Genomic DNA, 20,824 nt, shown 5'->3' with positions numbered 1-20,824 from the left:
CTGAATGTCCCTCGACACGAACAACGTCCGCCAAGGCGGCTGCGGCTCGGGCCAATGCGCGTGCAAGAGCGCCGCCCAGGCGCGCGTGCGCGATCCGTTCGACGAAACCGACTACGGCACGCCGCAGCGGCATGCCGATACCGACGTCACGCTCGAAATCGACGGCCAGCCGGTGACGGTGCCGGCCGGCACGTCGGTGATGCGCGCCGCGATCGAAGCCGGCATCAACGTGCCCAAGCTCTGCGCGACCGATTCGCTCGAACCGTTCGGCTCGTGCCGTCTGTGCCTGGTCGAGATCGAAGGCCGGCGCGGCTATCCGGCATCGTGCACGACGCCCGCCGAAGCCGGGATGAAGGTTCGCACCCAGTCGGACCGGCTGCAGTCCCTGCGCCGCAACGTGATGGAGCTGTACATCTCCGATCACCCGCTCGACTGCCTCACCTGCCCCGCCAACGGCGACTGCGAGTTGCAGGACATGGCGGGCGTGGTCGGGCTGCGCGAAGTGCGCTACGGTTTCGACGGCGCGAATCACCTGCGCGAGCAGAAGGACGAATCGAATCCGTACTTCACGTACGATCCGTCGAAGTGCATCGTCTGCAACCGCTGTGTGCGCGCATGCGAGGAAACGCAGGGCACGTTCGCGCTGACGATCGCCGCGCGCGGTTTCGAATCGCGCGTCGCCGCCGGCGAAAGCGAATCGTTCATGGCATCGGAATGCGTATCGTGCGGCGCCTGCGTCGCCGCGTGCCCGACCGCGACGCTGCAGGAAAAGTCCGTCGTCCAGCTCGGCCAGGCCGAGCACTCGGTCGTCACGACCTGCGCGTACTGCGGCGTCGGGTGCTCGTTCAAGGCCGAAATGAAGGGCACGCAGGTCGTGCGCATGACACCGCACAAGAACGGCCTCGCGAACGAAGGCCATGCGTGCGTGAAGGGCCGCTTCGCGTGGGGCTACGCGACGCACAAGGACCGCATCACGAAGCCGATGATCCGCGAGAAGATCACCGCCCCGTGGCGCGAAGTCAGCTGGGAAGAGGCACTCACGTACGCGGCGACGCAGTTCCGCAAGCTGCAGCAGAAGTACGGCCGCGATTCGATCGGCGGCATCACGTCGTCGCGCTGCACGAACGAGGAAACCTACCTCGTGCAGAAGCTCGTGCGCGCCGCGTTCGGCAACAACAACGTCGACACCTGCGCACGCGTGTGCCACTCGCCGACCGGCTACGGCCTGAAGACGACGCTCGGTGAATCGGCCGGCACGCAGACTTTCGCGTCGGTCGGCCAGGCCGACGTGATCGTCGTGATGGGCGCGAATCCGACCGACGGCCACCCGGTGTTCGGCTCGCGCATGAAGCGGCGCATCCGCGAAGGCGCGAAGCTGATCGTGATCGACCCGCGCCGTATCGATGTGGTCGACGGCCCGCACGTGAAGGCCACGTACCACCTGCAGTTGCGCCCCGGCACCAACGTCGCGATGGTCAACGCGCTCGCGCACGTGATCGTCACCGAAGGGCTGGTCGCCGATTCGTTCGTCGCCGAGCGTTGCGACACGCGCGCGTTCGAGCAATGGCGCGATTTCGTGTCGCGTGCCGAAAATTCGCCGGAAGCGACGGCGGACGTGACGGGCGTGCCGGCCGCGCTGGTGCGCGAGGCCGCGCGCCTTTACGCGACGGGCGGCAACGCCGCGATCTACTACGGCCTCGGCGTGACCGAACACGCGCAAGGCTCGACGACGGTGATGGGCATCGCGAACCTCGCGATGGCGACGGGCAACATCGGCCGCGAAGGCGTGGGCGTCAATCCGCTGCGCGGACAGAACAACGTGCAAGGCTCGTGCGACATGGGTTCGTTCCCGCACGAGCTGCCGGGCTACCGGCACATCAGCGACGCAACCGTGCGCAGCCAGTTCGAGGCGGCGTGGTCGGCCACGCTGCAACCGGAACCGGGACTGCGCATCCCGAACATGTTCGACGCGGCGCTCGACGGCAGCTTCAAGGGGCTTTACTGCCAGGGCGAGGACATCGTCCAGTCGGACCCGAACACGCAACACGTGGCGGCCGCGCTGTCGTCGATGGAATGCATCGTCGTGCAGGACATCTTCCTGAACGAAACCGCGAAGTACGCGCATGTGCTGCTGCCGGGTTCGACGTTCCTCGAGAAGGACGGCACGTTCACGAACGCGGAACGCCGCATCTCGCGGGTGCGCAAGGTGATGCCGCCGCTTGCGGGTTACGCCGACTGGGAAGTCACGCTGCTGCTGTCGCAGGCGCTCGGATACGACATGCACTACACGCATCCGTCGGAAATCATGGACGAGATCGCGCGGCTCACGCCGACCTTCTCGGGCGTGTCGTACGAGAAGCTCGACGCGCTCGGCAGCATCCAGTGGCCGTGCAATGAACAGGCACCGGACGGCACGCCGACGATGCACATCGACGCGTTCGTGCGCGGCAAGGGCCGGTTCGTGATCACGCAGTTCATTCCGACGCCGGAAAAGGTCACGCAGCGCTATCCGCTGATCCTGACCACGGGCCGCATCCTGTCGCAATACAACGTCGGCGCGCAGACGCGCCGGACCGAGAACGTGCGGTGGCACGAAGAAGACCGCCTCGAGATTCATCCGCACGATGCGCAGGATCGGGGGATCCGGACCGGCGACTGGGTCGGCATCGAATCGCGGGCCGGCCAGACGGTGCTGCGTGCGCTCGTGTCCGACCGCATGCAGCCCGGTGTCGTGTACACGACGTTCCACTTCCCCGAGTCGGGGGCGAACGTGATCACGACGGACAGCTCCGACTGGGCCACGAACTGCCCGGAATACAAGGTCACGGCCGTGCAGGTGATGCCGGTTGCGCAGCCGTCGGACTGGCAGCGCGCGTATGCACGCTTCAACTCGGAGCAGCTCGACCTGCTCGAGCGCCGCGCCGCGACGACGGGCAAGTGAGGACGCGATGGACAACGGACACCTGATCGACATGGCCAACCAGATCGGCGCGTTCTTCGAATCGATGCCCGATCGCGAAGAAGCGCTGGCCGGAATCGCCGAACACATCCGGCGCTTCTGGGAGCCGCGGATGCGGCGCGCGTTGCTGGCCGCGCTCGACGATCCGTCGAACGAAGCCGCGCAACGCGCCGCGCCGATCGTGCGCGACGCGATCGCCGCGCACCGCGCGTCGCTCACGCCGGCTGCGGCCCCCGCCTGAGTGCCCCGCTACGCGGGCACCGGCATGCCCGCGAACCAGCTTTCGCAATGGCGCAGCAGCGCGTTTGCGTCGGTAGCGGTGCGGCCGCGCACCGCGATGTAGCCATCGGGACGCAGCAGGTAGAACGACGGCCTCGAACGGCCATATACCTGCGCGAGCCCGTCGGCGCCGTCGCTTTCGGCATCGGCGACGCGCCAGGTTCGCACGGCTCCCGGCATGATCCGCTCCAGGCCTTCGGCGAGCGCACGCGCGTCCGCGGGCATTGGCGGAACGTCGCCCGTATCGCCCGCGTCGGCATCTGGCGGCTCCTCGAGCAGCAGCAGCGTGAAGCTCGCCGGGTCGTGCAAGTCGTATAGTCGCGCCGTCCCGGGTGCCCGTCCGAGCGGCCCGTCGATCACGTGCACGAGCGCGTCGGGCGCACGCTCGCCTGCGCGCGGCCCGCCATCGAGCACGCGTTCGAGCGTGAGCGGACTTTTCCGGTATTGCACGCCGAGCTCGCTGACGGTGCGGCGCACCGCATCGCGCACCGGCCCGAACGACGCCAGCAGCGGCACGACGTGATCGCGCAGCAGCTTCATCGCGCCGTGGTCGGCTTCGACGATCTGCGTGATGAAGCCCGTCTGCCGCAATACGTCACGCTCGATCGGGTGGCGCTCCGCGTGATACGTGTCGAGCAGCCGCTCCGGCGTGCCCGCGCCCAGCACGCGCGCGAGCTTCCAGCCGAGATTGAGCGCTTCCTGGATGCCCGTATTCATGCCCTGCGCGCCCGCCGGACTGTGCACGTGCGCGGCGTCGCCCGCGAAGAACACGCGCCCGTGACGCAGCCGGTCGACCATCCGGCTGTGCAGGCGGAAATACGCCGACCACGCGAGATCGCTCGGCGCGATCGACGCACCGACGCGAGCGCGCACGATCGCATCGCATTCCTCGAGCGTCGGGGGCGGCGCATCGGGCGATGCGCTATCGCCGGGCGGCCGGTCGGCGACGAGCCGGTAGCGGCCGCCGCCCATTGGAAACAGCCCCGCGATGCCGTCGGGCGTCGTGAACAGGTGGATCTCCTCGTCCGGCCAGCCGGGTATCGCGGCAAAATCGGCGAGCAGGAAGGTCTGTTCGAACGCATGACCGGCGAAGCCCAGCCCAAGCAGGTGGCGCACCGTGCTGTGCGCGCCGTCGGCAGCGATCAGGTACGACGGCGCGAACGCCTGTTCGCGGCCGTCGGCGCCGCGAAGCGTCACGTCGAGCGACGTAGCGCCGGCATCGCACGCGGTCAGCGTGACACCGCGCTCGACCGTCACGCCGAACCCGGCCAGGTGCTCGGCGAGCAGCCGTTCGGTGATGCTCTGGTCGAGAAACAGCAGATACGGATAACGCGTTTGCAGCGGATCGAAATCGAGCCGTGCGATCACGCGGCCGTCGGCATGCAGTGCGGCGGCATGCGCGCGATGACCCAACGCGAGAAACGGTTCGACCGCGCGATGCTGCTCCAGCAGTTCGAGCGTGCGCGCCTGGATGCCGATCGCGCGCGAATACGGCGCGGGCGTGGCGAGCCGGTCGATGATGCGCACCGGAACGCGGGCACGCGCGAGCGCCATTGCGGCGGCAAGGCCGGTCGGGCCCGCGCCGACGATCAGCACGGGCGGGATATCGAGCAGTGTGTCAGCCATGAGAACCTCGATGACACGCGATTGTGCAAGTCTACGCCGCTCCGCGTGACGGGGCCATATGCCGATCGGCCGATCCGGGCCGCCCGCGCGCAGTGTGGGAAAATACGTGTTTTCCGTCAGTTTTCGCGTCATGGATTCCGCATTCGACCGAGCGTATGCCGCGCATCGCGCGGGCCACCTCGCCGAGGCCGAGCACGGCTATCGCGCCGCACTCGCCACCAATCCGGCCGACGCCGACGCACTGCATCTGTTCGGCGTGCTGCGGCATCAGCAGGGCCAGCACGCCGAGGCGGCCGACCTCGTCGGGCGCGCGGTCGAGCTGCGCCCGAACGATGCGGCGCTGCAACTCAATCTCGGCAACGCACTGAAAGCGCTCGGCCGACTCGACGAAGCAATCGATCGCTTTCGCAACGCGTTGACGCTCGCGCCCGAATTTCCGCTTGCACACTACAACCTCGGCAACGCGTATGCGGCGCTGCAGCGCCACGAGGATGCGCTCGACGCGTTCGGCCGCGCACTTGAGCTCACGCCCGACGACGCATCGATCCACAACAATCTCGGCAACGCGCTGAATGCGCTCGGCCGCCACGACGACGCGATCGCCGCATTCCGTCGCGCCCTGGAACTGCGGCCCGGGCATGCCGGTGCGCACAACAATCTGGCGATGGCCCTGAACGCGATCGGCCGGGCCGACGACGCGATCGCGCACTTCCAGGCCGCGATCGCCGCGCAGCCGCGTTTCGTCGCCGCGCATTTCAATCTCGGCAACACGTTCGAGGCGCTCGGCCGTCACGGCGACGCCGCTGCCGCATTCGAAGCCGCGCTGGCGCTGCACCCGCCGTTCCCGCTCGCCCTGTTCGGGCTCGCGAACGCGCTGTGCGCACAGGCACGCCATCGCGAAGCGCTGCCGTACTACGAACGCGCGGTCGGCCTCGATCCGTCGTTCGGTCTCGCGTGGCTGAACCTCGGCAACGCGCATCACGCACTCGGCGCGCACGAGATGGCACTGCGCGCGTTCGACCAGGCGCTGCGCGTCGCGCCCGACCTCAAACTCGCGCACCTGCATCGCGCCGTCACACTGCTGACGCTGCGCGACTTCACCCGCGGCCTGCCCGCGTACGAAGCGCGTCACGACACGCCGGGCGCAACGCCGCTTGGCACGCTGCCGCGCTGGCAAGGCGAGCCGATCACGTCGCGCACGCTGCTGATCCGCGCGGAACAGGGCTTCGGCGACACGCTGCAGTTCGTCCGCTTCGTGCCGCTCGTGCGCGAGCGCTGCGCGCGCGTCGTGCTCGAAGTGCAGCCGGAACTCGTCACGCTGCTCACGCCGGCCGCGGCACGCTGGCGCGTGACGCTCGTCGCACAGGGTGCCGCGAAGCCGCCCGCGGCGGACATCGCATGCACGCTGATGAGCCTGCCGTTCCTGCTCGGCCTGCAGCCGGCCGACATCGTCGCGGGCAGGCGCTACCTCGACGTGCCGGACAGCGCACGCCGGCGCTTTCGCGGCTCGCTCGGCGGCCAGTCGAAGCGCAAGTTCGGGCTCGCGTGGTCAGGGCGCCGGCAGGCGCAGGAGAACCGCTCGATGCCGTTCGACGCGCTCGCGCCGCTGCTCGCACTGTCCGACATCGACTGGATCGTGCTGCAACCGGCGCTCGACGAAGACGAACGCGCGCGCGTCGACGCGCATCCGCGCGTGCATCGCCTCGACGGGCGACTGAACGACTTCGCCGAAACGGCCGCATTGATCGAACGGCTCGACGGCGTCGTCACGATCGACACCGCGGTCGCGCACCTCGCGGGCGCGCTCGGCAAGCCGCTGTGGATCATGCTGCCGTTCGCGGCCGACTGGCGCTGGTTCACCGGCGACGATTGCCCGTGGTATCCGCACGCGAGGCTCGTCCGCCAGTCCGCCACCGGGCAATGGCTCGACGTGGCGGCAGCGGTCGCCGCCGCGCTACGCGACGCCTGAGCGCGGCCGCACGCAGATGAACAACGGGAGCGCAATGCGCTCCCGTTGTTCAGTCGACGCGATGCAACACGGGCGGCGTCAGGTCGCCTTGTACTGGTTGCGCGACTCGGGCGTGCGATACAGCACGAGCGTCGCGATCAATCCGCAGATCGCGGCGACGCTGAGCCACAGCCCCGGCGCCGCCTTGTTGCCCGTCTGGTGGATCAGCAACGTCGAGATCGCCGGCGTGAAACCGCCGATCGTCGTCGCGAGGCTGTAAGCGAGCGAGAAGCCGGCCGTGCGCACGTCGGCCGGCATGACTTCGGTCAGCGCGACGACCATCGCGCCGTTGTACGAGCCATACAGGAACGACAGCCAAAGCTCGACCGCCAGCAGCCGCAGGAACGACGGATCGGCCACGAGCCACAGCACGGCCGGGTAGGCCGACAGCAGCGTGAGCACCGTGAATGCGATCAGCACCGGGCGGCGGCCGATGCGATCCGACAGCGCGCCCGACAGCGGCAACCAGACGAGATTGGACAGGCCGACGCAGACGGTCACCACGAGTGCGTCGAGCGACGACAGGTGCAGCACTTCCTTGCCGAACGTCGGCGTGTACGCGGTGATCATGTAGAACGACACCGTCGTCATGATCACCATCCCCATGCCGGCGATCACGACGCCCCAGTTCGCGAGCATCGAACGCATGATCTCGCCCATCGTCGGACGGTGGCGCTTCGCGAGGAATTCGTCGGTCTCCTTCAGCGAACGACGAATCAGGAACAGGAACGGGACGATCAGACAGCCGATCAGAAACGGAATGCGCCAACCCCACGCGGTCATGTCCTCGACCGGCAGCGCGCGGTTCAGCAGCACGCCGACGAACGCGGCGAACACGACCGCCACCTGCTGGCTGCCCGATTGCCACGACGTATAGAAACCCTTGTGGCCCCTCGTCGCGATCTCCGACAGGTAGACCGATACGCCGCCCAGCTCGACGCCCGCCGAAAAGCCCTGCAGCAACCGGCCGAGCAGCACGAGCACCGGCGCGAGCACGCCGATCGTCGCATAGCCGGGTATCGCGGCCACCGCGAGCGTGCCGAGCGCCATCAGTCCGAGCGTCAGGATCAATCCCTTGCGGCGGCCGTGGTGGTCGATGTACGCGCCGAGCACGATCGCGCCGACCGGGCGCATCAGGAAGCCCGCGCCGAACACCGATAGCGACAGCATCAGCGACGCGAACGCGTTGCCGCTCGGAAAATAGGTCTTCGCGATGGCCGACGCGTAATACCCGTAGACCATGAAATCGTACATTTCGAGGAAGTTGCCGCTGACGACCCGGAACACGGTTCGAACCTTCGATTCCTGCGTGACGGCGTGTGCTGCTGTTGACATGTCGTTCTCCCGGTGCGGGTGGCGCGACATCGGCGCCGCGTGGATCGGACGATGCGCGCGGCACCGGACCGGCGCGCACGAACGTCGCTGCCAGCCGGCGGCACACCGCGCGACGATGCGCGCACCGGCATGGTCGGCCAATGATGCCACGCGGAGCCGACAATTGCCTTGGGCCGGGGCCGCGATCGCCGCCGCCACGCGTGTCTCGTACGAATCGCCTCAAAAAACGCATCAAAATCAGATTGATCTGATCGACCGGTCGCCGTCGACTGACCACAATGTCAGGACTTGCCACGCTATTCGCGCCGCGGCCGGCATCGTTGCCCGTGTCGCACCGCGTACCGCCCTCATGATCCCGATGCCCCTCGTTTCCGTCGAAGGCCGGCTTGCCCGCCCTCGTGTCGCGCCGCTCGACGGCGTGCCGCCGTTCGGCCGCGAATGGACATTCCGCGGCGCGCCCGGTACGCGGCGCGGCCCGCGCTGCGTTGCCGTCCTGAAGACCTCATGCATCGACGTCGAAGCGCCGCATCGCACGTGCCACTGGCAATCGCCGCCCGCAACGCGGCCGGTGCCCGCCCGCGCACCGGCCGTTGCGGCCCGGGCGGTCGGCCAGCCCTTCGAGCACGCCGCCGGTCGCACGCAGGACCGGCGTGCGCGGTACGCCGCCTGCTGGAGCATCGGCGCACTCGGCATCATCGGCTGGCTGATCGCCGCGCACGAGCCGTTCCCGGGTTTCGCGCCGGCGGTGCAGATCGCCGACGTCGCGCCGGAACATGCCGTTCAAACCGCCGCGGTGGCCCCCGCCCCGCCGAACGTCGCGCCGACGTCGACCATCGCGGCGCGACCGGTTGCGACGCCTTCCGCAGCGTCGCCCGTCGCACGCGGTGCGACGGTTCATCCAGCATCGCGACACGTCGACACGACATCGCAGGCTCAGCGCGTCGCTGCCGCAGCGCCGCCAGCGCCGCATCGGCCGGACGACAGGCGCACGACAACGGCACGCGTGCACGCACCTTCCGCGCCGCGATTCGCCGCCCGCCCGGCTGTCACGCAGCACGCGTCGCGCACGCCGACGTCGGATCGCGTCGGTTCGCCCGTGCATCCCGGCGCCCCGCTCGACTCGCTCGACGATCCGCTCACGCTCATCGCGATGGCGAACGCGCTGCACGCCGATCGCCCCGCACCCGCGGCCGAAGCGCCCGGCGCCGGTTTCGACTGGACGGCGCAACTGTCCCACCGCCGCCTCACCGACGCACCGGGCACGCTCACCCGCTGACGCACCCAATAAAAAACCCGGCGAAGCAGTCTTCGCCGGGTTTTCGTTCGTGCGACGATCCATCGGACCAAATCGTCACTTGTGCACGGGCAGCCCCGATTCGGATTGCCGCTCGAGTTGCCGCACCTGCTCCTGCAGATCGCGCAACTGCACCTGTGCCGCCCGCTTTTCGATCTGCAGCGCCTGCGCCTGCTCCTGCGCCGCCTTCTGCCGCTGCGCAACCTCGGCTTGCTGACCGCGCGCGACATTCAGATCAGCCTGCAACTGCTGCGCACGATTCGCTTGCAGCGCAATCACGCGTTCGAGGAAAGTCTTCTGCGCCTCGAGTTCCGTGCGACGAATTTCGACGTCCGCGAGCTGCACCGTCTGCTGGACGAAATTCGCGTACACCATCTCCGCGCGGCTCTTCTCCTGCGATCTGATCACGCGCCACAGATGCTTGTCCTGAAACAGCGCGACGTAATACGTCATCTCGCGTGGATCGAACATCAAGCTCGCGCCATAGCTGCCGTTGTAGGTCGTGCGCATCTCGACGATGCGTCCGTCGTGCAGCATCTGCGTGAGTTCGGCGACGTTGCCTTGTGCGCCGGCCTCCGGGGCGGAGGCGGCGGAGGCCGACGCCGCAGCCGCCGCATCGCCGCTCAGGCTCGTCATCGCGGGACGCGTGCCAGCGACCGGCGCGGTCGCCTCGGACCACGCGGCGCCAGCGTGCGCGCAGGCGGCCAGCGCAACGATCCACGTTGCGCATCGTGCAGGGGAAAAATCTCGGAAGGCCAACGTCAGACTCCGGCGAACGAATCGGGAGTCGCGATTATCGTTCAAAACGGAACGACCGCATCTCGAAAATATCGCGATGCGGCCGGCCCTCCTGCGCGGCAATGGAAAAGCGGATCAAAGGCGGGTTTCGCGTGCCGCGCGCAGGAATGCATCGAGCAGCGGCGTGCAGTCGAGCAGCTCGGCGCCGCCGGCACGATGAAACTCCGGGTGCCATTGCACGCCCACGACGAAGGGCGCACGCCGGTAGCGAATGCCTTCGATGATTCCGTCGCCGGCCGACACGGCTTCGATGTTCAGATCGCGGCCGAGATCGCGAATCGCCTGATGGTGGATCGAGTTGACGATCGCTTCGCTGCGTCCCGGGAACATGCTGGCGAGTGTGGACGAGTCGGGGAAGCGGATCGCGTGGCGATGCTGGTCGTAATGCTCGCTCACGTGCGGATTCGCGGTCGGCACATCCGTCGCGATGTCCTGGTACAGCGATCCGCCGAACGCGACGTTGATCAACTGGCAGCCGCGGCACACGCCGAGCACCGGCTTGCCGGACTCGACGAACTCGTGAAACAGCTCGAGCTCGTACATGTCGCGCACGCGGTCGCCCGGCCATTCGGGACGCGCATCCGACGCCGCGTAAGTTTGCGGCGACACATCGGCGCCGCCTTGCAGCAGCAAGCCGTCGAGATGCTTCGCGTAGTCGCGCAAACGGATGTTGCTCGGATGCAGCATGCCCTGGTGACCGACAGTCGGAATCATGAACACGAGCACGTCGCGTGACATCACCCAATGCGCGATCGATTCCTCGAGATACTGCAGCGTCTTGCCGCGCAGCCCCTTCGCGCCCGGCTCCGGATGGAAGATCCGCGCCGACACGCCGATGCGCAGCGTACGCTGCGTGATCCGCTGGCCGGCGCGATCGAAGATCCGGCGCGCGCGTGCCGCGACGATCCGCCCGAACACCGACCACGGCGTGTCGCTTTGCTTCAGGTATGCGGGCGGCGCGTTCTGCGCGCTCGCGGGCGGCGGGCGCGGCGTGTCGAAATCGGGCTGCGCGCCGAAACCGGGCGGTGCGGCACCGGGCTTCGGCGGCACTGCACTGCCGTCGGCAGCGGCGCCTGTCGTGCCGGCAGCGCCCGGTTCGGACGCCGCCGTGGCGGGCGATGCGCCGTCCGCCGCGACGACCTGCGCGGCGGCGGCCTGAGCGGCGGGCGTCTCCGGCGTATGCGCGGGACCGGAACGGGGGGAATCGGTGGAAGCGGACGAGGTGCCGGGCAGACCGGCCGGGGAAGGCGTGTTTTCGCTCATGACGATGGGCTGGTACGTCGCTCGCGCGTGTGGATTGACGAGGATTCATTATGCTTCAGTGCTCGATCGCGCGGTAAACGAGCAACATCCTGTCGATATTGTTGCAACTCGTCGCATCGATCGCATGGCATGTCGCCGGACCCATTTCATGGATTCGATAGTCGCCCGGGCAAACTGGACAGCAGTGATATATCACAATAATATTCATGCATTGCCCATGCTCCCCGCTCGCCCGCACCATGATCGCGCCCTGTCCGGCCACCGCGCCGCCGCCTGGATGAACGCCCTGACCGACGCCCCGCGCGACCCGCCTGCCGCATCGGCGGTCAGCCTCGCCGATCGCGCGTATGCGCTGATCCAGCGCGACATCATCACGATGCGCCTGAAGCCCGGCGCCGCGCTCAATGAAGCCGACCTCGTCGCACGCACCGGCATCGGCCGCACGCCCGTGCATCAGGCCGTTCACCGGCTGGTGCTCGAAGGGCTGCTGTCCGTGATGCCGCGCAAGGGCCTCATGGTGCAGCCGCTGTCGCTCGACGACATCGTCGCGGTGACCGACGTGCGCCGCATCAACGAAGCGCATTGCGTCGAACTCGCCGCCCGCCATGCGACGCCCGACGATCTCGCGCGCATGGCCGCGCTGCTCGACGACGGGCAGGCGTGCGTCGACACGCACGACGTCGAGGGCATGATGGCGCTCGACCGCGCGTTTCATCAGGCCGTGGCCGCGGCGGCACGCAATACCGTGCTCGCGGAAATCCTGCGCGCGCTGCACGAACGCTCGCTGCGCTTCTGGTTCGTCACGCTGTCCGAGCCGCACCACTTGTCCGACGTCCAGCGCGAGCACCGCGAACTGTTCGAGCGGCTGTCCGCGCGCGATGCAGCCGGCGCGCGCACGGCCGTCGAACGCCATATCGATTCGTTTCGCGCCACCCTTGTCCAACATCTTCGTCCCTGAGCCGCCCATGACCGCCTTCACGCCCTTCCCCCCGCTCGCCCAGATCGCCGCCGACCTCGCCGCGGGCAGGACCACGAGCCGCGTGCTCGTCGACGTCGCGCTCGAACGGATCGCCGATCCGGCCGGCCAGGGTGCGGCCGTCTTCACCGAAGTCGACGCCGACAACGCGCGCGCGGCCGCCGATGCCCACGACCGCCTGCGTGCCGCGGGCACCGTGCTGTCGCCGCTCGCCGGCATTCCCGTGTCGGTGAAGGATCTGTTCGACGTCGCGGGCCAGGTGACGCGCGCCGGCTCGCGCGTGCTCGACGGTGCGCCGCCCGCCAAGGCCGATGCGGTCGCCGTCGCGCGGCTCAAGCGTGCGGGCGCGGTGCTGGTCGGCCGCACCAACATGAGCGAGTTCGCGTTCTCGGGGCTCGGCCTGAATCCGCACTTCGGCACGCCGCGCTCGCCGTACCGCCGCGACGTGCCGGGCGACGCGCGCATTGCCGGCGGCTCGTCGTCGGGCGCGGCGGCGTCCGTCGCCGACGGGATGGCGGCCGTCGCGCTCGGCACCGACACCGGCGGCTCGATCCGCATTCCGGCCGCGCTGTGCGGGCTCACGGGCTTCAAGCCGACCGCGAGCCGGATCCCGACGCAAGGCGGCGTGCCGCTGTCGACCACGCTCGACTCGTTCGGCCCGATCGGCTTGACGGTGGCCTGCTGCGCACTCGTCGACCGGATGCTCGCGGGGCTCGAACCGCACGTGCCGGCCGCGCGGCCGCTCGAAGGCGTGCGGCTCGGCGTGCTGACCAACTATGTGACGGACGGCGTCGATGCCGACGTCGCCGCCGCGCTCGACGCATCGCTGAAACACCTCGAGGCCGCCGGCGCGATCGTCACGGAAGTACGCTTTTCCGCGCTCGACCGGTTGCCGGACATCAACCGCTTCGGCTTCTCGCCGATCGAGGCATATGCGTGGCATCGCCCGCTGCTCGCGCAGCACCGCGACCAATACGACCCGCGCGTGCTTTCGCGCATCCTGAAGGGCGAGCCGGCGAGCGCGGCCGACTATCTCGACCTGCTCGCCGCCCGCCAGGCGATGCTGGACGAAGCGGCGCACACGGTCTGGTCGCGCTTCGACGCACTCGTCGCGCCGACGGTGCCGATCGTGCCGCCGCGCATCGCCGAACTCGAGGCGGACGACGCCGCCTTCACGCGCACCAACGCGCTGATCCTTCGCAACCCGAGCGCGTTCAATTTCCTCGACGCGTGCGCGCTGTCGCTGCCGTGCCATCCGCGCGACGCGGCACCGGTCGGCCTGATGCTCGCGGCCGCGCCGCATCGCGACGACGCGCTGCTCGCGATCGGCCAGGCGGTCGAAGCCGTGCTGAACACGATCCGGTGAGCGCCCGGGTGCAATGGCGGCGGGAGATCCCGCGCGAAGCGGCTGCGGCAGGTTGCCGCACGCGCGCTGTCAGTTTCGTGCCAGATCGTTCGCGCTAAAATCGCGCGATTGTTTATCGGACCGACCAACGACAGGAATCCCGCCGACATGAACGACTCCACGCTCGCACTCCGCCGTGAACGCCGCCTGCTGATGCTGCTCGGATGGGTGTGCATCGCCCTGCTGGCCGGCGCGCTGTACCTGCAGTACGTGAAGAACGAAGATCCGTGCCCGCTGTGCATCATCCAGCGCTACTTCTTCGCGGCGATCGGGATCTTCGCGTTCCTGGCGGCCGGGATGCGCAACTGGCGCGGCATCTGGGTGCTCGAACTGCTGATCGCGATCGCGGCGGCCGGCGGTGTCGGCACGGCCGCGCGGCACCTGTCGATCCAGATGAATCCGGGCTTCAGCTGTGGCTTCGACACGTTGCAGCCGATCGTCGACAGCCTGCCGCCCGCCCAGTGGTTCCCCGGCATGTTCAAGGTCGCCGGCCTGTGCGAGACCGTCTACCCGCCGATCTTCGGCATCCTGCTGCCGGGCTGGGCACTGATCGGCTTCGCCGCGATCCTGATCGCCGTCGCCGCGAGCCTCTGGCGCCATCGTCGCAAGCTGGCTGGCTGACAGCACGCGCCGCGCGCCGGCCGTTCGGCCGAGGCCGCGCGCGGCGCTGCGTGCGGCTCGCCCGGCTGCACCGGCGCGGCTCGAGGGCGGCCGCGTCCTGCCGGCCGCTCGTAAACACCTACCCCGGCCGCAACCCGCCTTTCCGGGCGAACGCGCCGCGCACGACATTCGCGCGCACGCCCGCCCCGCATGCGTTCCGGCGCGATGCCCGCGCATCGGCGCCCCGATTCCGCGCGGCGGGCCTATGATCGACATGATCGCCGTCTGATAGCCCGGATCACCGCCCGGCAATGTTTCCGCCGCGTTGCGGTGCTATCTTCGCGACTGGATGGCGATCTACGTGCGCGAGGCCAGCGGTCTCACCTCCTGCGTAACGCGCGCCCGATCCGCAATGTCGACTGGATTCATCATGACAACGCAAACCATCCGCATCCGTCACCCTCATGGCGTCCGCATGTCGCGCGGCGGTGTCCGCGCGCGTCCTCGGCGCACCGCACCCGCATCGAATCGGCCGCGCAGCCGGCCCGCGTTCCTCTCGCCCATCTTCGTTGCCGCCGCGCCTGCCAGCCCGCGCCGCGCGTCGTGCCGCGTCGTCCCGACCGGAGCGTGCTGATGGAAGCCTGGCTCGGCGATCTGCAGCAACTGCTCGCGCACGGCGAAGCGGCCGTCCTCGTGACGGTCGCGCATACCGACGGTTCCGCGCCGCGCGAGGCCGGCACGAAGATGCTCGTCACACGCGACATGGCCCGCCATACGATCGGCGGCGGTCATCTGGAATGGAAGGCGATCGAGATCGCGCGGCACCTGCTGAAGGACGGCGCGCACGTGCCCCACGCGCGCCGGCTCGAACGGCTCGCGCTCGGCCCGAGCCTCGGCCAGTGCTGCGGCGGCGCGGTCGTGCTCGCGTTCGAGCGGCTCGACGTCGGCGACCTCGGCTGGATCATGTCGCTCGCGAAGCGCGTCGCGGCGGGCGCCGCGACCGTGCGTAGCGTATCATTCGGCCCCTCGCCGGGTGCGCCGCTGCTGAGCGAGCCCGAATCGGCCGCGGCGCGCGCCGACTGCCTGCTGTGGGAAACCGGCGGCGTGTCGCTGATGACCGAAACGATCGCGCCGCATGCGTTCCCCGTCGTGCTGTTCGGCGCGGGACACATCGGCACCGCGCTCGTGAAGGTGCTGGCGACATTGCCGTGCCACGTGCACTGGATCGACGGGCCCGACGCGGTGTTCCCGCCTGCCGACGCACTCGCCGGGATCGGCAATCTCGCGATCGACGCAGTACCCAGCCCGGCCGATGCCGTCGATACGGCGCCGCCGCACGCGTACTTCGTCGTGATGACGCACGACCACGCACTCGATTTCATGCTGGCCGAACGCATCCTGCGCCGCGGCGACTATGCGTACTTCGGGATGACGGGCTCGCAGACCAAGCGCGCGCAGTTCGATCATCGGCTGGCGGCGATCGGCATCGATCCTGCCCAGCTCGCGCGGATGCGATGCCCGATCGGCGTCGAAGGCATCGTCGACAAGGCACCCGAAGTCATCGCGATCTCGGTGGCCGCGCAGTTGCTGCAGGCCGTCGAGGCAAACGCGCACACGCAGGCTTCCCCTACATTCTGACCGACCAAGAACAACGCCATGACCCCGACATTCAAGGAAAAGATTGCCCGCGCTCCGAAAGCCGAGCTGCACATCCATATCGAAGGCTCGCTCGAGCCCGAACTGATCTTCGCGCTCGCGCAGCGCAACGGCGTGAAACTCGCGTACGAATCGATCGACGCACTGCGCGCCGCGTATGCGTTCACCGATCTGCAGTCGTTCCTCGACATCTATTACGCCGGCGCGAGCGTATTGCTGACCGAGCAGGATTTCTACGACATGACGGCCGCGTACTGCGAACGCGCACTCGCCGACAACGTCGTCCACACGGAGCTGTTCTTCGACCCGCAGACGCACACCGAACGCGGCGTGCCGATCGAGACGGTCGTTGCCGGCATCGATCGCGCGCTCGCCGATGCCGAACCGCGCGGGCTGTCGAGCAAGCTCATCCTGTGCTTCCTGCGCCATCTGTCCGAGGACGATGCGCTCGCGACGTTCGAATCCGCGTTGCCGCTGTTCGAACGCTACCGCCACCGGCTGATCGGCGTCGGTCTCGATTCTTCCGAGCTCGGCCATCCGCCGACGAAGTTCGCGCGCGTGTTCGAGAAGGCGCGCGCGCTCGGGCTGAAGCTCGTCGCACACGCGGGCGAGGAAGGCCCGCCCGCCTACATCTACGAAGCGCTCGACGTGCTGAAGGTCGACCGGATCGATCATGGCGTGCGCAGCATCGAGGACGCGGCGCTCGTCGAGCGCCTCGCGCGCACGCGCACGGCGCTGACCGTCTGCCCGCTGTCGAACCTGAAGCTGTGCGTGTTCGACGACATGGCGAAGCACACGCTGAAGGCGCTGCTCGATCGCGGCGTCGCGGTGACGATCAACTCGGACGATCCGGCCTATTTCGGCGGCTACGTGAACGACAACTACTTCGCGACGGTCGACGGGCTGCAACTGACGGACGCCGAAGTGCATACGGTGATCCGCAACGGCTTCGAGGCGTCGTTCGTCGACGCCGCGCAGCGTGATGCGCTGATCGCGCGTCTCGATTCGTACTGGCACGCCGCGTGACGGCCGGCATCGAGGCTCCCGGACAGATGAAACACATCGACGACGTCCGCTTGGTGGCGACCGGTTCGGCCCTGCGCCACACCGGCCGCGTGCATGCACCGCGCACGCGCGCGGGCGTCGCGCGCGTCGCCCACGTGGCGGCGGCACCGGGCGAAGTCGCGCACCGAAGCCTGTCGTGGCGGCACGCGATGCAGCCCGCCGGTCGCGGATGCGGATGCGGATGCGGATGCGGATGCGGATGCGGATGCGGATGCGGATGCGGATGCGGATGCGGCCACGATCGCGGCCGCGACCGCAATGCCGTCAGCCGGCAACCCGGCGATGACGGACGCCCTGCTCGCGGGCGCGATCGCCATCCGCGGCGCCCGGCCTTCGTGCTTCGCTGCATCGCGCATGCCAGGGCCGCGACCGCCATGCCGTCGCCCGCGCGGCGCCGACTGCTTTCTTCTGTTCGCCTTACCTTGATGCAGGACCATTCGTCATGACGCAAACCGCTTTCCGTTCCCAACTGCTGACCTTCAACGGCGACCCGGCGCAATCGAGCCAGGCCGCGAATTACGAGACCGACGGCCTGCTGATCGTCGACGACGGCAAGGTCGTCGCGGCCGGCCCGCATGCGCGGCTCGCCCCGACGCTCGCCCGCGACGCGGTCGTCCATGACCTGCGCGACAAGCTGATCGTGCCCGGCTTCATCGACACGCACATTCACTATCCGCAGACGGACATGATCGCGTCGCCGGCGCCCGGCCTACTGCCGTGGCTCGACAAATACACGTTTCCGACGGAGCGCCAGTTCGGCGATCCGGAACATGCGCGCGAGGTCGCCGACTTCTTCGTCGACGAGCTGCTCGCCTGCGGCACGACGAGCGCGCTCGTCTATTGCACCGTGCACAAGCAGTCGGCAGACGCGCTGTTCGCGGCCAGCGACGCCCGCGACGTGCGGATGATCGCGGGCAAGGTGCTGATGGACCGCAACTGCCCCGAGTTCCTGCGCGACACCGCGCAATCGGGCTACGACGACAGCGCGGAGCTGATCGACCGCTGGCACGGCAAGGGCCGCCAGCTGTATGCGCTCACGCCGCGCTTCGCGCCGACGTCCACCGAGGCGCAGCTCGAGGCGTGCGGCGAACTCGCGCGGCGCCATCCGGACGTGTTCGTGCAGAGTCACGTCGCGGAAAACGTCGACGAAGTGAAATGGGTGGCCGAGCTGTTCCCCGGGCACCGCAGCTATCTCGACATCTACGATCGCTACGGACTGCTGCGCCCGCGCGCGGTGTACGGCCACTGCATTCATCTCGACGACGAGGACCGCCGCCGGATGGCGGAGACGCGCACCGTCGTCGCGCACTGCCCGACGTCGAACTTCTTCCTCGGCAGCGGCTTGTTCGACTTCGACAAGGCCGGCGAATTCGACGTGCCCGTGACGCTCGCCACCGACGTCGGCGGCGGTACGTCGTTCTCGATGCTGCAGACGATGAACGAGGCACACAAGGTCGCACGGCTGTCGGGCCATCACCTGAGCGCGACGCGGATGTTCTGGCTCGCGACGGCCGGCGCCGCGCAGGCGCTCGATCTTGCCGACACGGTCGGCACGCTCGCGCCGCGCACCGAAGCCGATTTCGTCGTGCTCGACCCGCAGGCCACGCCGCTGCTCGCGCGCCGCACGAAACGCGCGGAGTCGCTCGAGGAGCTGCTGTTCGCGTTCGCGCTGCTCGGCGACGACCGTGCCGTCTACCGCACGTATGCGGCCGGCCGGCTCGTGCACGAGCGCGGTGCCGCACGCCGCGCCGCCGCGTAACTTACTCGCACTCGCCCATGCCCGCTCCGGCGTGCGCCACGGCGCATGCCGGCGCAACCGGATTCGCGCCGCGCGCGCCACGCGCCGTGCTAGAATTCGCCGCTCATTGGGGAGTAGCCGCTCCGCTCGATGTCCCGCCCCCGGCGCGAATCGTGACGGAGGCGTCCGTCAACAGACTTGGCCGTTCGGCCATGGCGGGCGCAGCCACCGAGGCCTGGCGAGACCGATGGTTCACTGCGCGCCGCATCAGGGCCCGGCGCGCGGCGGATCGTCGCTCGCACGCACAACATCGGCCCGTGGAACCCCGTACGTGTCTCAAGCCTTCCTGATCTCCACCGGCGCCGTCGCCCTCGCTGAAATCGGCGACAAGACCCAACTGCTGTCCCTCGTGCTGGCCGCGCGCTATCGCAAGCCCGTGCCGATCATTCTCGGCGTGCTCGTCGCGACGCTCGTGAACCACGGCTTCGCCGGTGCGCTCGGCGAATGGCTCGGCGCGCTCGTCACGCCGTCGATCATGCGCTGGGCGCTCGCGTTCTCGTTCATCGCGATGGGGTTGTGGATCCTGGTGCCGGACAAGCTCGATGCGGACGAAGCCAATGCGAACCGCTCGCGGCTCGGTGTGTTCGGCGCGACGCTCGTCGCGTTCTTCCTCGCTGAAATGGGCGACAAGACGCAGATCGCGACCGTCGCGCTCGCCGCGCGCTTCCAGGATTACATCGGCGTGGTGGCCGGCACGACCTTCGGAATGATGCTGGCGAACGTGCCCGCGATCCTGCTGGGCGATCGTTTCGCGCACCGCCTGCCGACGAAGCTGGTGCACGGCATCGCGGCCGTGTTGTTCGTCGTGCTCGGCGCGCTGGCACTGCTGGGCGTCGGGGCCTGACGCACGCGGGCAGACGGCGCGGCAAGGCTGCCGCGCCGGTGTCGCTACCGCGTTACTTCGCGACGGCCGCGCCCGATGCGGGCACCGCCGGTACCGCGCGCTCGTTGGCGGCCGGCGCGGCCGGCCCGCCGCGCTTGTCGACGGGCAGTCGCACGGTGCGGATCGCACCGTTCGCCAACGGGAAATCCGCGAGCGCGCTGCGCGCGAGAAACGGCATCGCATACAGCAGCGCACCGTTGTCGCCGGTGGTGCGCGCGGTCACGTTATAGACTTCCTTGCCGGTCGCGCGCTCGGTGATCCGGATGCCTAGCGTGTAGTCGAAGACCTGATAAGTCTGCGCGACGTAGCCCGCCGGCATCGGCCCCCAGGGCCCCCACGGTCCCCACGGCCCGCCTCGCCAGTAAGGCCCCGGCCCGATGAACCACGGGTCGTAGTACACCGGCTGCGGCACCGTCACCAGGTCGCTGCCGACCCCGTAGGCCAGCCCGACCAGATAGCGCGCCTGCGCGGCCGGCACCTGCCGGAATGCGTACGCGGACAGTTCGTTCGCGACGATCGGCTCGTAGGTCGACTGCTCGATGCTGTGCTTCTGCGCATCGGTGCGCGTGAAGGCGTAAGTGCGTGTCGCGTCGCTGCCGCTCCAGTCGGAGAAGGCCGTGACCTGCGTCGTCACGTAGCTGGTGCAGCCCGTCAGCAGCGCCACGCACAGCACCGCCGCCCAGCCCGCACCGCGTTGAATCCATTCGCGTTTCATTTTGATCCTCGTCGATCCGTCACCCGTTCGTCGCACCGCGCGAACTGCACGGGATGCCGATAATACGCGGACTGCCGGAACCGGTAAAAAGTTCGCCCGGCACGCAGCCGCAAGCCTTTGTACAATGGCCCGGTTCGCCCGGCTCGCGCCGCGGGCCCGATACC

Annotated in this window: 16 protein-coding genes and 1 riboswitch; of the genes, 11 read left to right on the top strand and 5 right to left on the bottom strand. The window is 68.9% G+C overall.

Going from position 1 to position 20,824, the window contains the following annotated elements:
• The first annotated feature begins 4 nt into the window (after positions 1-4).
• Positions 5-2,941, top strand: coding sequence for a formate dehydrogenase subunit alpha (fdhF, locus tag WS51_RS15415; protein WP_069229412.1), 2,937 nt, complete (start codon positions 5-7; stop codon positions 2,939-2,941).
• A 7-nt stretch (positions 2,942-2,948) separates the two neighbouring features.
• A complete protein-coding gene (locus WS51_RS15410) occupies positions 2,949-3,200 on the top strand; it encodes a formate dehydrogenase subunit delta (RefSeq protein ID WP_059507140.1) in 252 nt (83 codons plus the stop codon).
• 8 nt (positions 3,201-3,208) lie between these two features.
• Here the strand turns inward: WS51_RS15410 and WS51_RS15405 are convergent, their stop codons facing one another.
• On the bottom strand, positions 3,209-4,864 hold the full coding sequence (locus tag WS51_RS15405; protein WP_060328932.1) for an FAD-dependent monooxygenase: 1,656 nt from the start codon (positions 4,862-4,864) through the stop codon (positions 3,209-3,211).
• 130 nt (positions 4,865-4,994) lie between these two features.
• Here WS51_RS15405 and WS51_RS15400 point away from each other — a divergent pair, with 130 nt between their 5' ends.
• Complete coding sequence (locus tag WS51_RS15400; RefSeq protein ID WP_418219695.1) at positions 4,995-6,833, top strand: tetratricopeptide repeat protein; 1,839 nt, start codon at positions 4,995-4,997, stop codon at positions 6,831-6,833.
• Between the two features lie 78 nt (positions 6,834-6,911).
• On the opposite strand, the gene tcuC is transcribed toward WS51_RS15400, so the two are convergent.
• Positions 6,912-8,207 (bottom strand): MFS transporter, encoded by a 1,296-nt coding sequence (tcuC, locus tag WS51_RS15395; protein ID WP_059448244.1) that lies wholly within the window; start codon positions 8,205-8,207, stop codon positions 6,912-6,914.
• 115 nt (positions 8,208-8,322) lie between these two features.
• Here tcuC and WS51_RS15390 point away from each other — a divergent pair, with 115 nt between their 5' ends.
• The gene (locus WS51_RS15390; protein WP_335645608.1) at positions 8,323-9,483 is read left to right on the top strand and encodes a hypothetical protein; all 1,161 of its coding nucleotides are present in this window, start codon (positions 8,323-8,325) and stop codon (positions 9,481-9,483) included.
• A 75-nt stretch (positions 9,484-9,558) separates the two neighbouring features.
• On the opposite strand, the gene WS51_RS15385 is transcribed toward WS51_RS15390, so the two are convergent.
• Positions 9,559-10,260: a DUF2968 domain-containing protein gene (locus WS51_RS15385; protein ID WP_059507136.1), complete on the bottom strand. Its 702-nt coding sequence runs from the start codon at positions 10,258-10,260 to the stop codon at positions 9,559-9,561.
• Between the two features lie 114 nt (positions 10,261-10,374).
• Complete coding sequence (locus WS51_RS15380) at positions 10,375-11,562, bottom strand: type 1 glutamine amidotransferase (protein WP_069229410.1); 1,188 nt, start codon at positions 11,560-11,562, stop codon at positions 10,375-10,377.
• A 277-nt stretch (positions 11,563-11,839) separates the two neighbouring features.
• Between WS51_RS15380 and WS51_RS15375 the strand changes: the two genes are divergently transcribed.
• The 7 genes from WS51_RS15375 (at position 11,840) to WS51_RS15340 (ending at position 19,906) form a co-directional block, all read left to right on the top strand.
• Entirely contained in the window at positions 11,840-12,520 is a 681-nt protein-coding gene (locus WS51_RS15375; RefSeq protein ID WP_059543694.1) for a GntR family transcriptional regulator, read from the top strand.
• Between the two features lie 7 nt (positions 12,521-12,527).
• Positions 12,528-13,904: an amidase gene (locus WS51_RS15370; protein ID WP_069229409.1), complete on the top strand. Its 1,377-nt coding sequence runs from the start codon at positions 12,528-12,530 to the stop codon at positions 13,902-13,904.
• A 147-nt stretch (positions 13,905-14,051) separates the two neighbouring features.
• Positions 14,052-14,564, top strand: a complete 513-nt coding sequence (locus WS51_RS15365) for a disulfide bond formation protein B (RefSeq protein ID WP_059448203.1) — start codon at positions 14,052-14,054, stop codon at positions 14,562-14,564.
• A gap of 612 nt (positions 14,565-15,176) precedes the next feature.
• A complete protein-coding gene (gene xdhC / locus WS51_RS15360) occupies positions 15,177-16,181 on the top strand; it encodes a xanthine dehydrogenase accessory protein XdhC (RefSeq protein ID WP_059772207.1) in 1,005 nt (334 codons plus the stop codon).
• 18 nt (positions 16,182-16,199) lie between these two features.
• Positions 16,200-17,225 (top strand): adenosine deaminase, encoded by a 1,026-nt coding sequence (locus WS51_RS15355; protein WP_059448201.1) that lies wholly within the window; start codon positions 16,200-16,202, stop codon positions 17,223-17,225.
• A gap of 481 nt (positions 17,226-17,706) precedes the next feature.
• The gene (guaD, locus tag WS51_RS15345) at positions 17,707-19,023 is read left to right on the top strand and encodes a guanine deaminase (protein ID WP_069229407.1); all 1,317 of its coding nucleotides are present in this window, start codon (positions 17,707-17,709) and stop codon (positions 19,021-19,023) included.
• Between the two features lie 96 nt (positions 19,024-19,119).
• A riboswitch (yybP-ykoY riboswitch) is annotated at positions 19,120-19,255 on the top strand.
• A gap of 78 nt (positions 19,256-19,333) precedes the next feature.
• Positions 19,334-19,906 (top strand): TMEM165/GDT1 family protein, encoded by a 573-nt coding sequence (locus WS51_RS15340; RefSeq protein WP_059448199.1) that lies wholly within the window; start codon positions 19,334-19,336, stop codon positions 19,904-19,906.
• A 52-nt stretch (positions 19,907-19,958) separates the two neighbouring features.
• Here the strand turns inward: WS51_RS15340 and WS51_RS15335 are convergent, their stop codons facing one another.
• The gene (locus WS51_RS15335) at positions 19,959-20,660 is read right to left on the bottom strand and encodes a DUF4136 domain-containing protein (protein WP_059448198.1); all 702 of its coding nucleotides are present in this window, start codon (positions 20,658-20,660) and stop codon (positions 19,959-19,961) included.
• Between the last annotated feature and the right edge of the window lie 164 nt (positions 20,661-20,824).

Source organism: Burkholderia territorii (genome assembly GCF_001718335.1).
Taxonomy (GTDB): domain Bacteria; phylum Pseudomonadota; class Gammaproteobacteria; order Burkholderiales; family Burkholderiaceae; genus Burkholderia; species Burkholderia territorii.
Note: the sequence above shows the minus strand (reverse complement) of the source record. Positions and strands in the feature narration are given on the sequence as shown.

Excerpts from the sequence above, each read along its gene's own strand:
- fdhF (WP_069229412.1), top strand. The coding sequence starts at position 5 with ATGTCCCTCGACACGAACAACGTCCGCCAAGGCGGCTGCGGCTCGGGC.
- WS51_RS15410 (WP_059507140.1), top strand. The coding sequence starts at position 2,949 with ATGGACAACGGACACCTGATCGACATGGCCAACCAGATCGGCGCGTTC.
- WS51_RS15405 (WP_060328932.1), bottom strand. The coding sequence starts at position 4,864 with ATGGCTGACACACTGCTCGATATCCCGCCCGTGCTGATCGTCGGCGCG.
- WS51_RS15400 (WP_418219695.1), top strand. The coding sequence starts at position 4,995 with ATGGATTCCGCATTCGACCGAGCGTATGCCGCGCATCGCGCGGGCCAC.
- tcuC (WP_059448244.1), bottom strand. The coding sequence starts at position 8,207 with ATGTCAACAGCAGCACACGCCGTCACGCAGGAATCGAAGGTTCGAACC.
- WS51_RS15390 (WP_335645608.1), top strand. The coding sequence starts at position 8,323 with ATGCGCGCACCGGCATGGTCGGCCAATGATGCCACGCGGAGCCGACAA.
- WS51_RS15380 (WP_069229410.1), bottom strand. The coding sequence starts at position 11,562 with ATGAGCGAAAACACGCCTTCCCCGGCCGGTCTGCCCGGCACCTCGTCC.
- WS51_RS15375 (WP_059543694.1), top strand. The coding sequence starts at position 11,840 with ATGAACGCCCTGACCGACGCCCCGCGCGACCCGCCTGCCGCATCGGCG.
- WS51_RS15370 (WP_069229409.1), top strand. The coding sequence starts at position 12,528 with ATGACCGCCTTCACGCCCTTCCCCCCGCTCGCCCAGATCGCCGCCGAC.
- WS51_RS15365 (WP_059448203.1), top strand. The coding sequence starts at position 14,052 with ATGAACGACTCCACGCTCGCACTCCGCCGTGAACGCCGCCTGCTGATG.
- xdhC (WP_059772207.1), top strand. The coding sequence starts at position 15,177 with ATGGAAGCCTGGCTCGGCGATCTGCAGCAACTGCTCGCGCACGGCGAA.
- WS51_RS15355 (WP_059448201.1), top strand. The coding sequence starts at position 16,200 with ATGACCCCGACATTCAAGGAAAAGATTGCCCGCGCTCCGAAAGCCGAG.
- guaD (WP_069229407.1), top strand. The coding sequence starts at position 17,707 with ATGACGCAAACCGCTTTCCGTTCCCAACTGCTGACCTTCAACGGCGAC.
- WS51_RS15335 (WP_059448198.1), bottom strand. The coding sequence starts at position 20,660 with ATGAAACGCGAATGGATTCAACGCGGTGCGGGCTGGGCGGCGGTGCTG.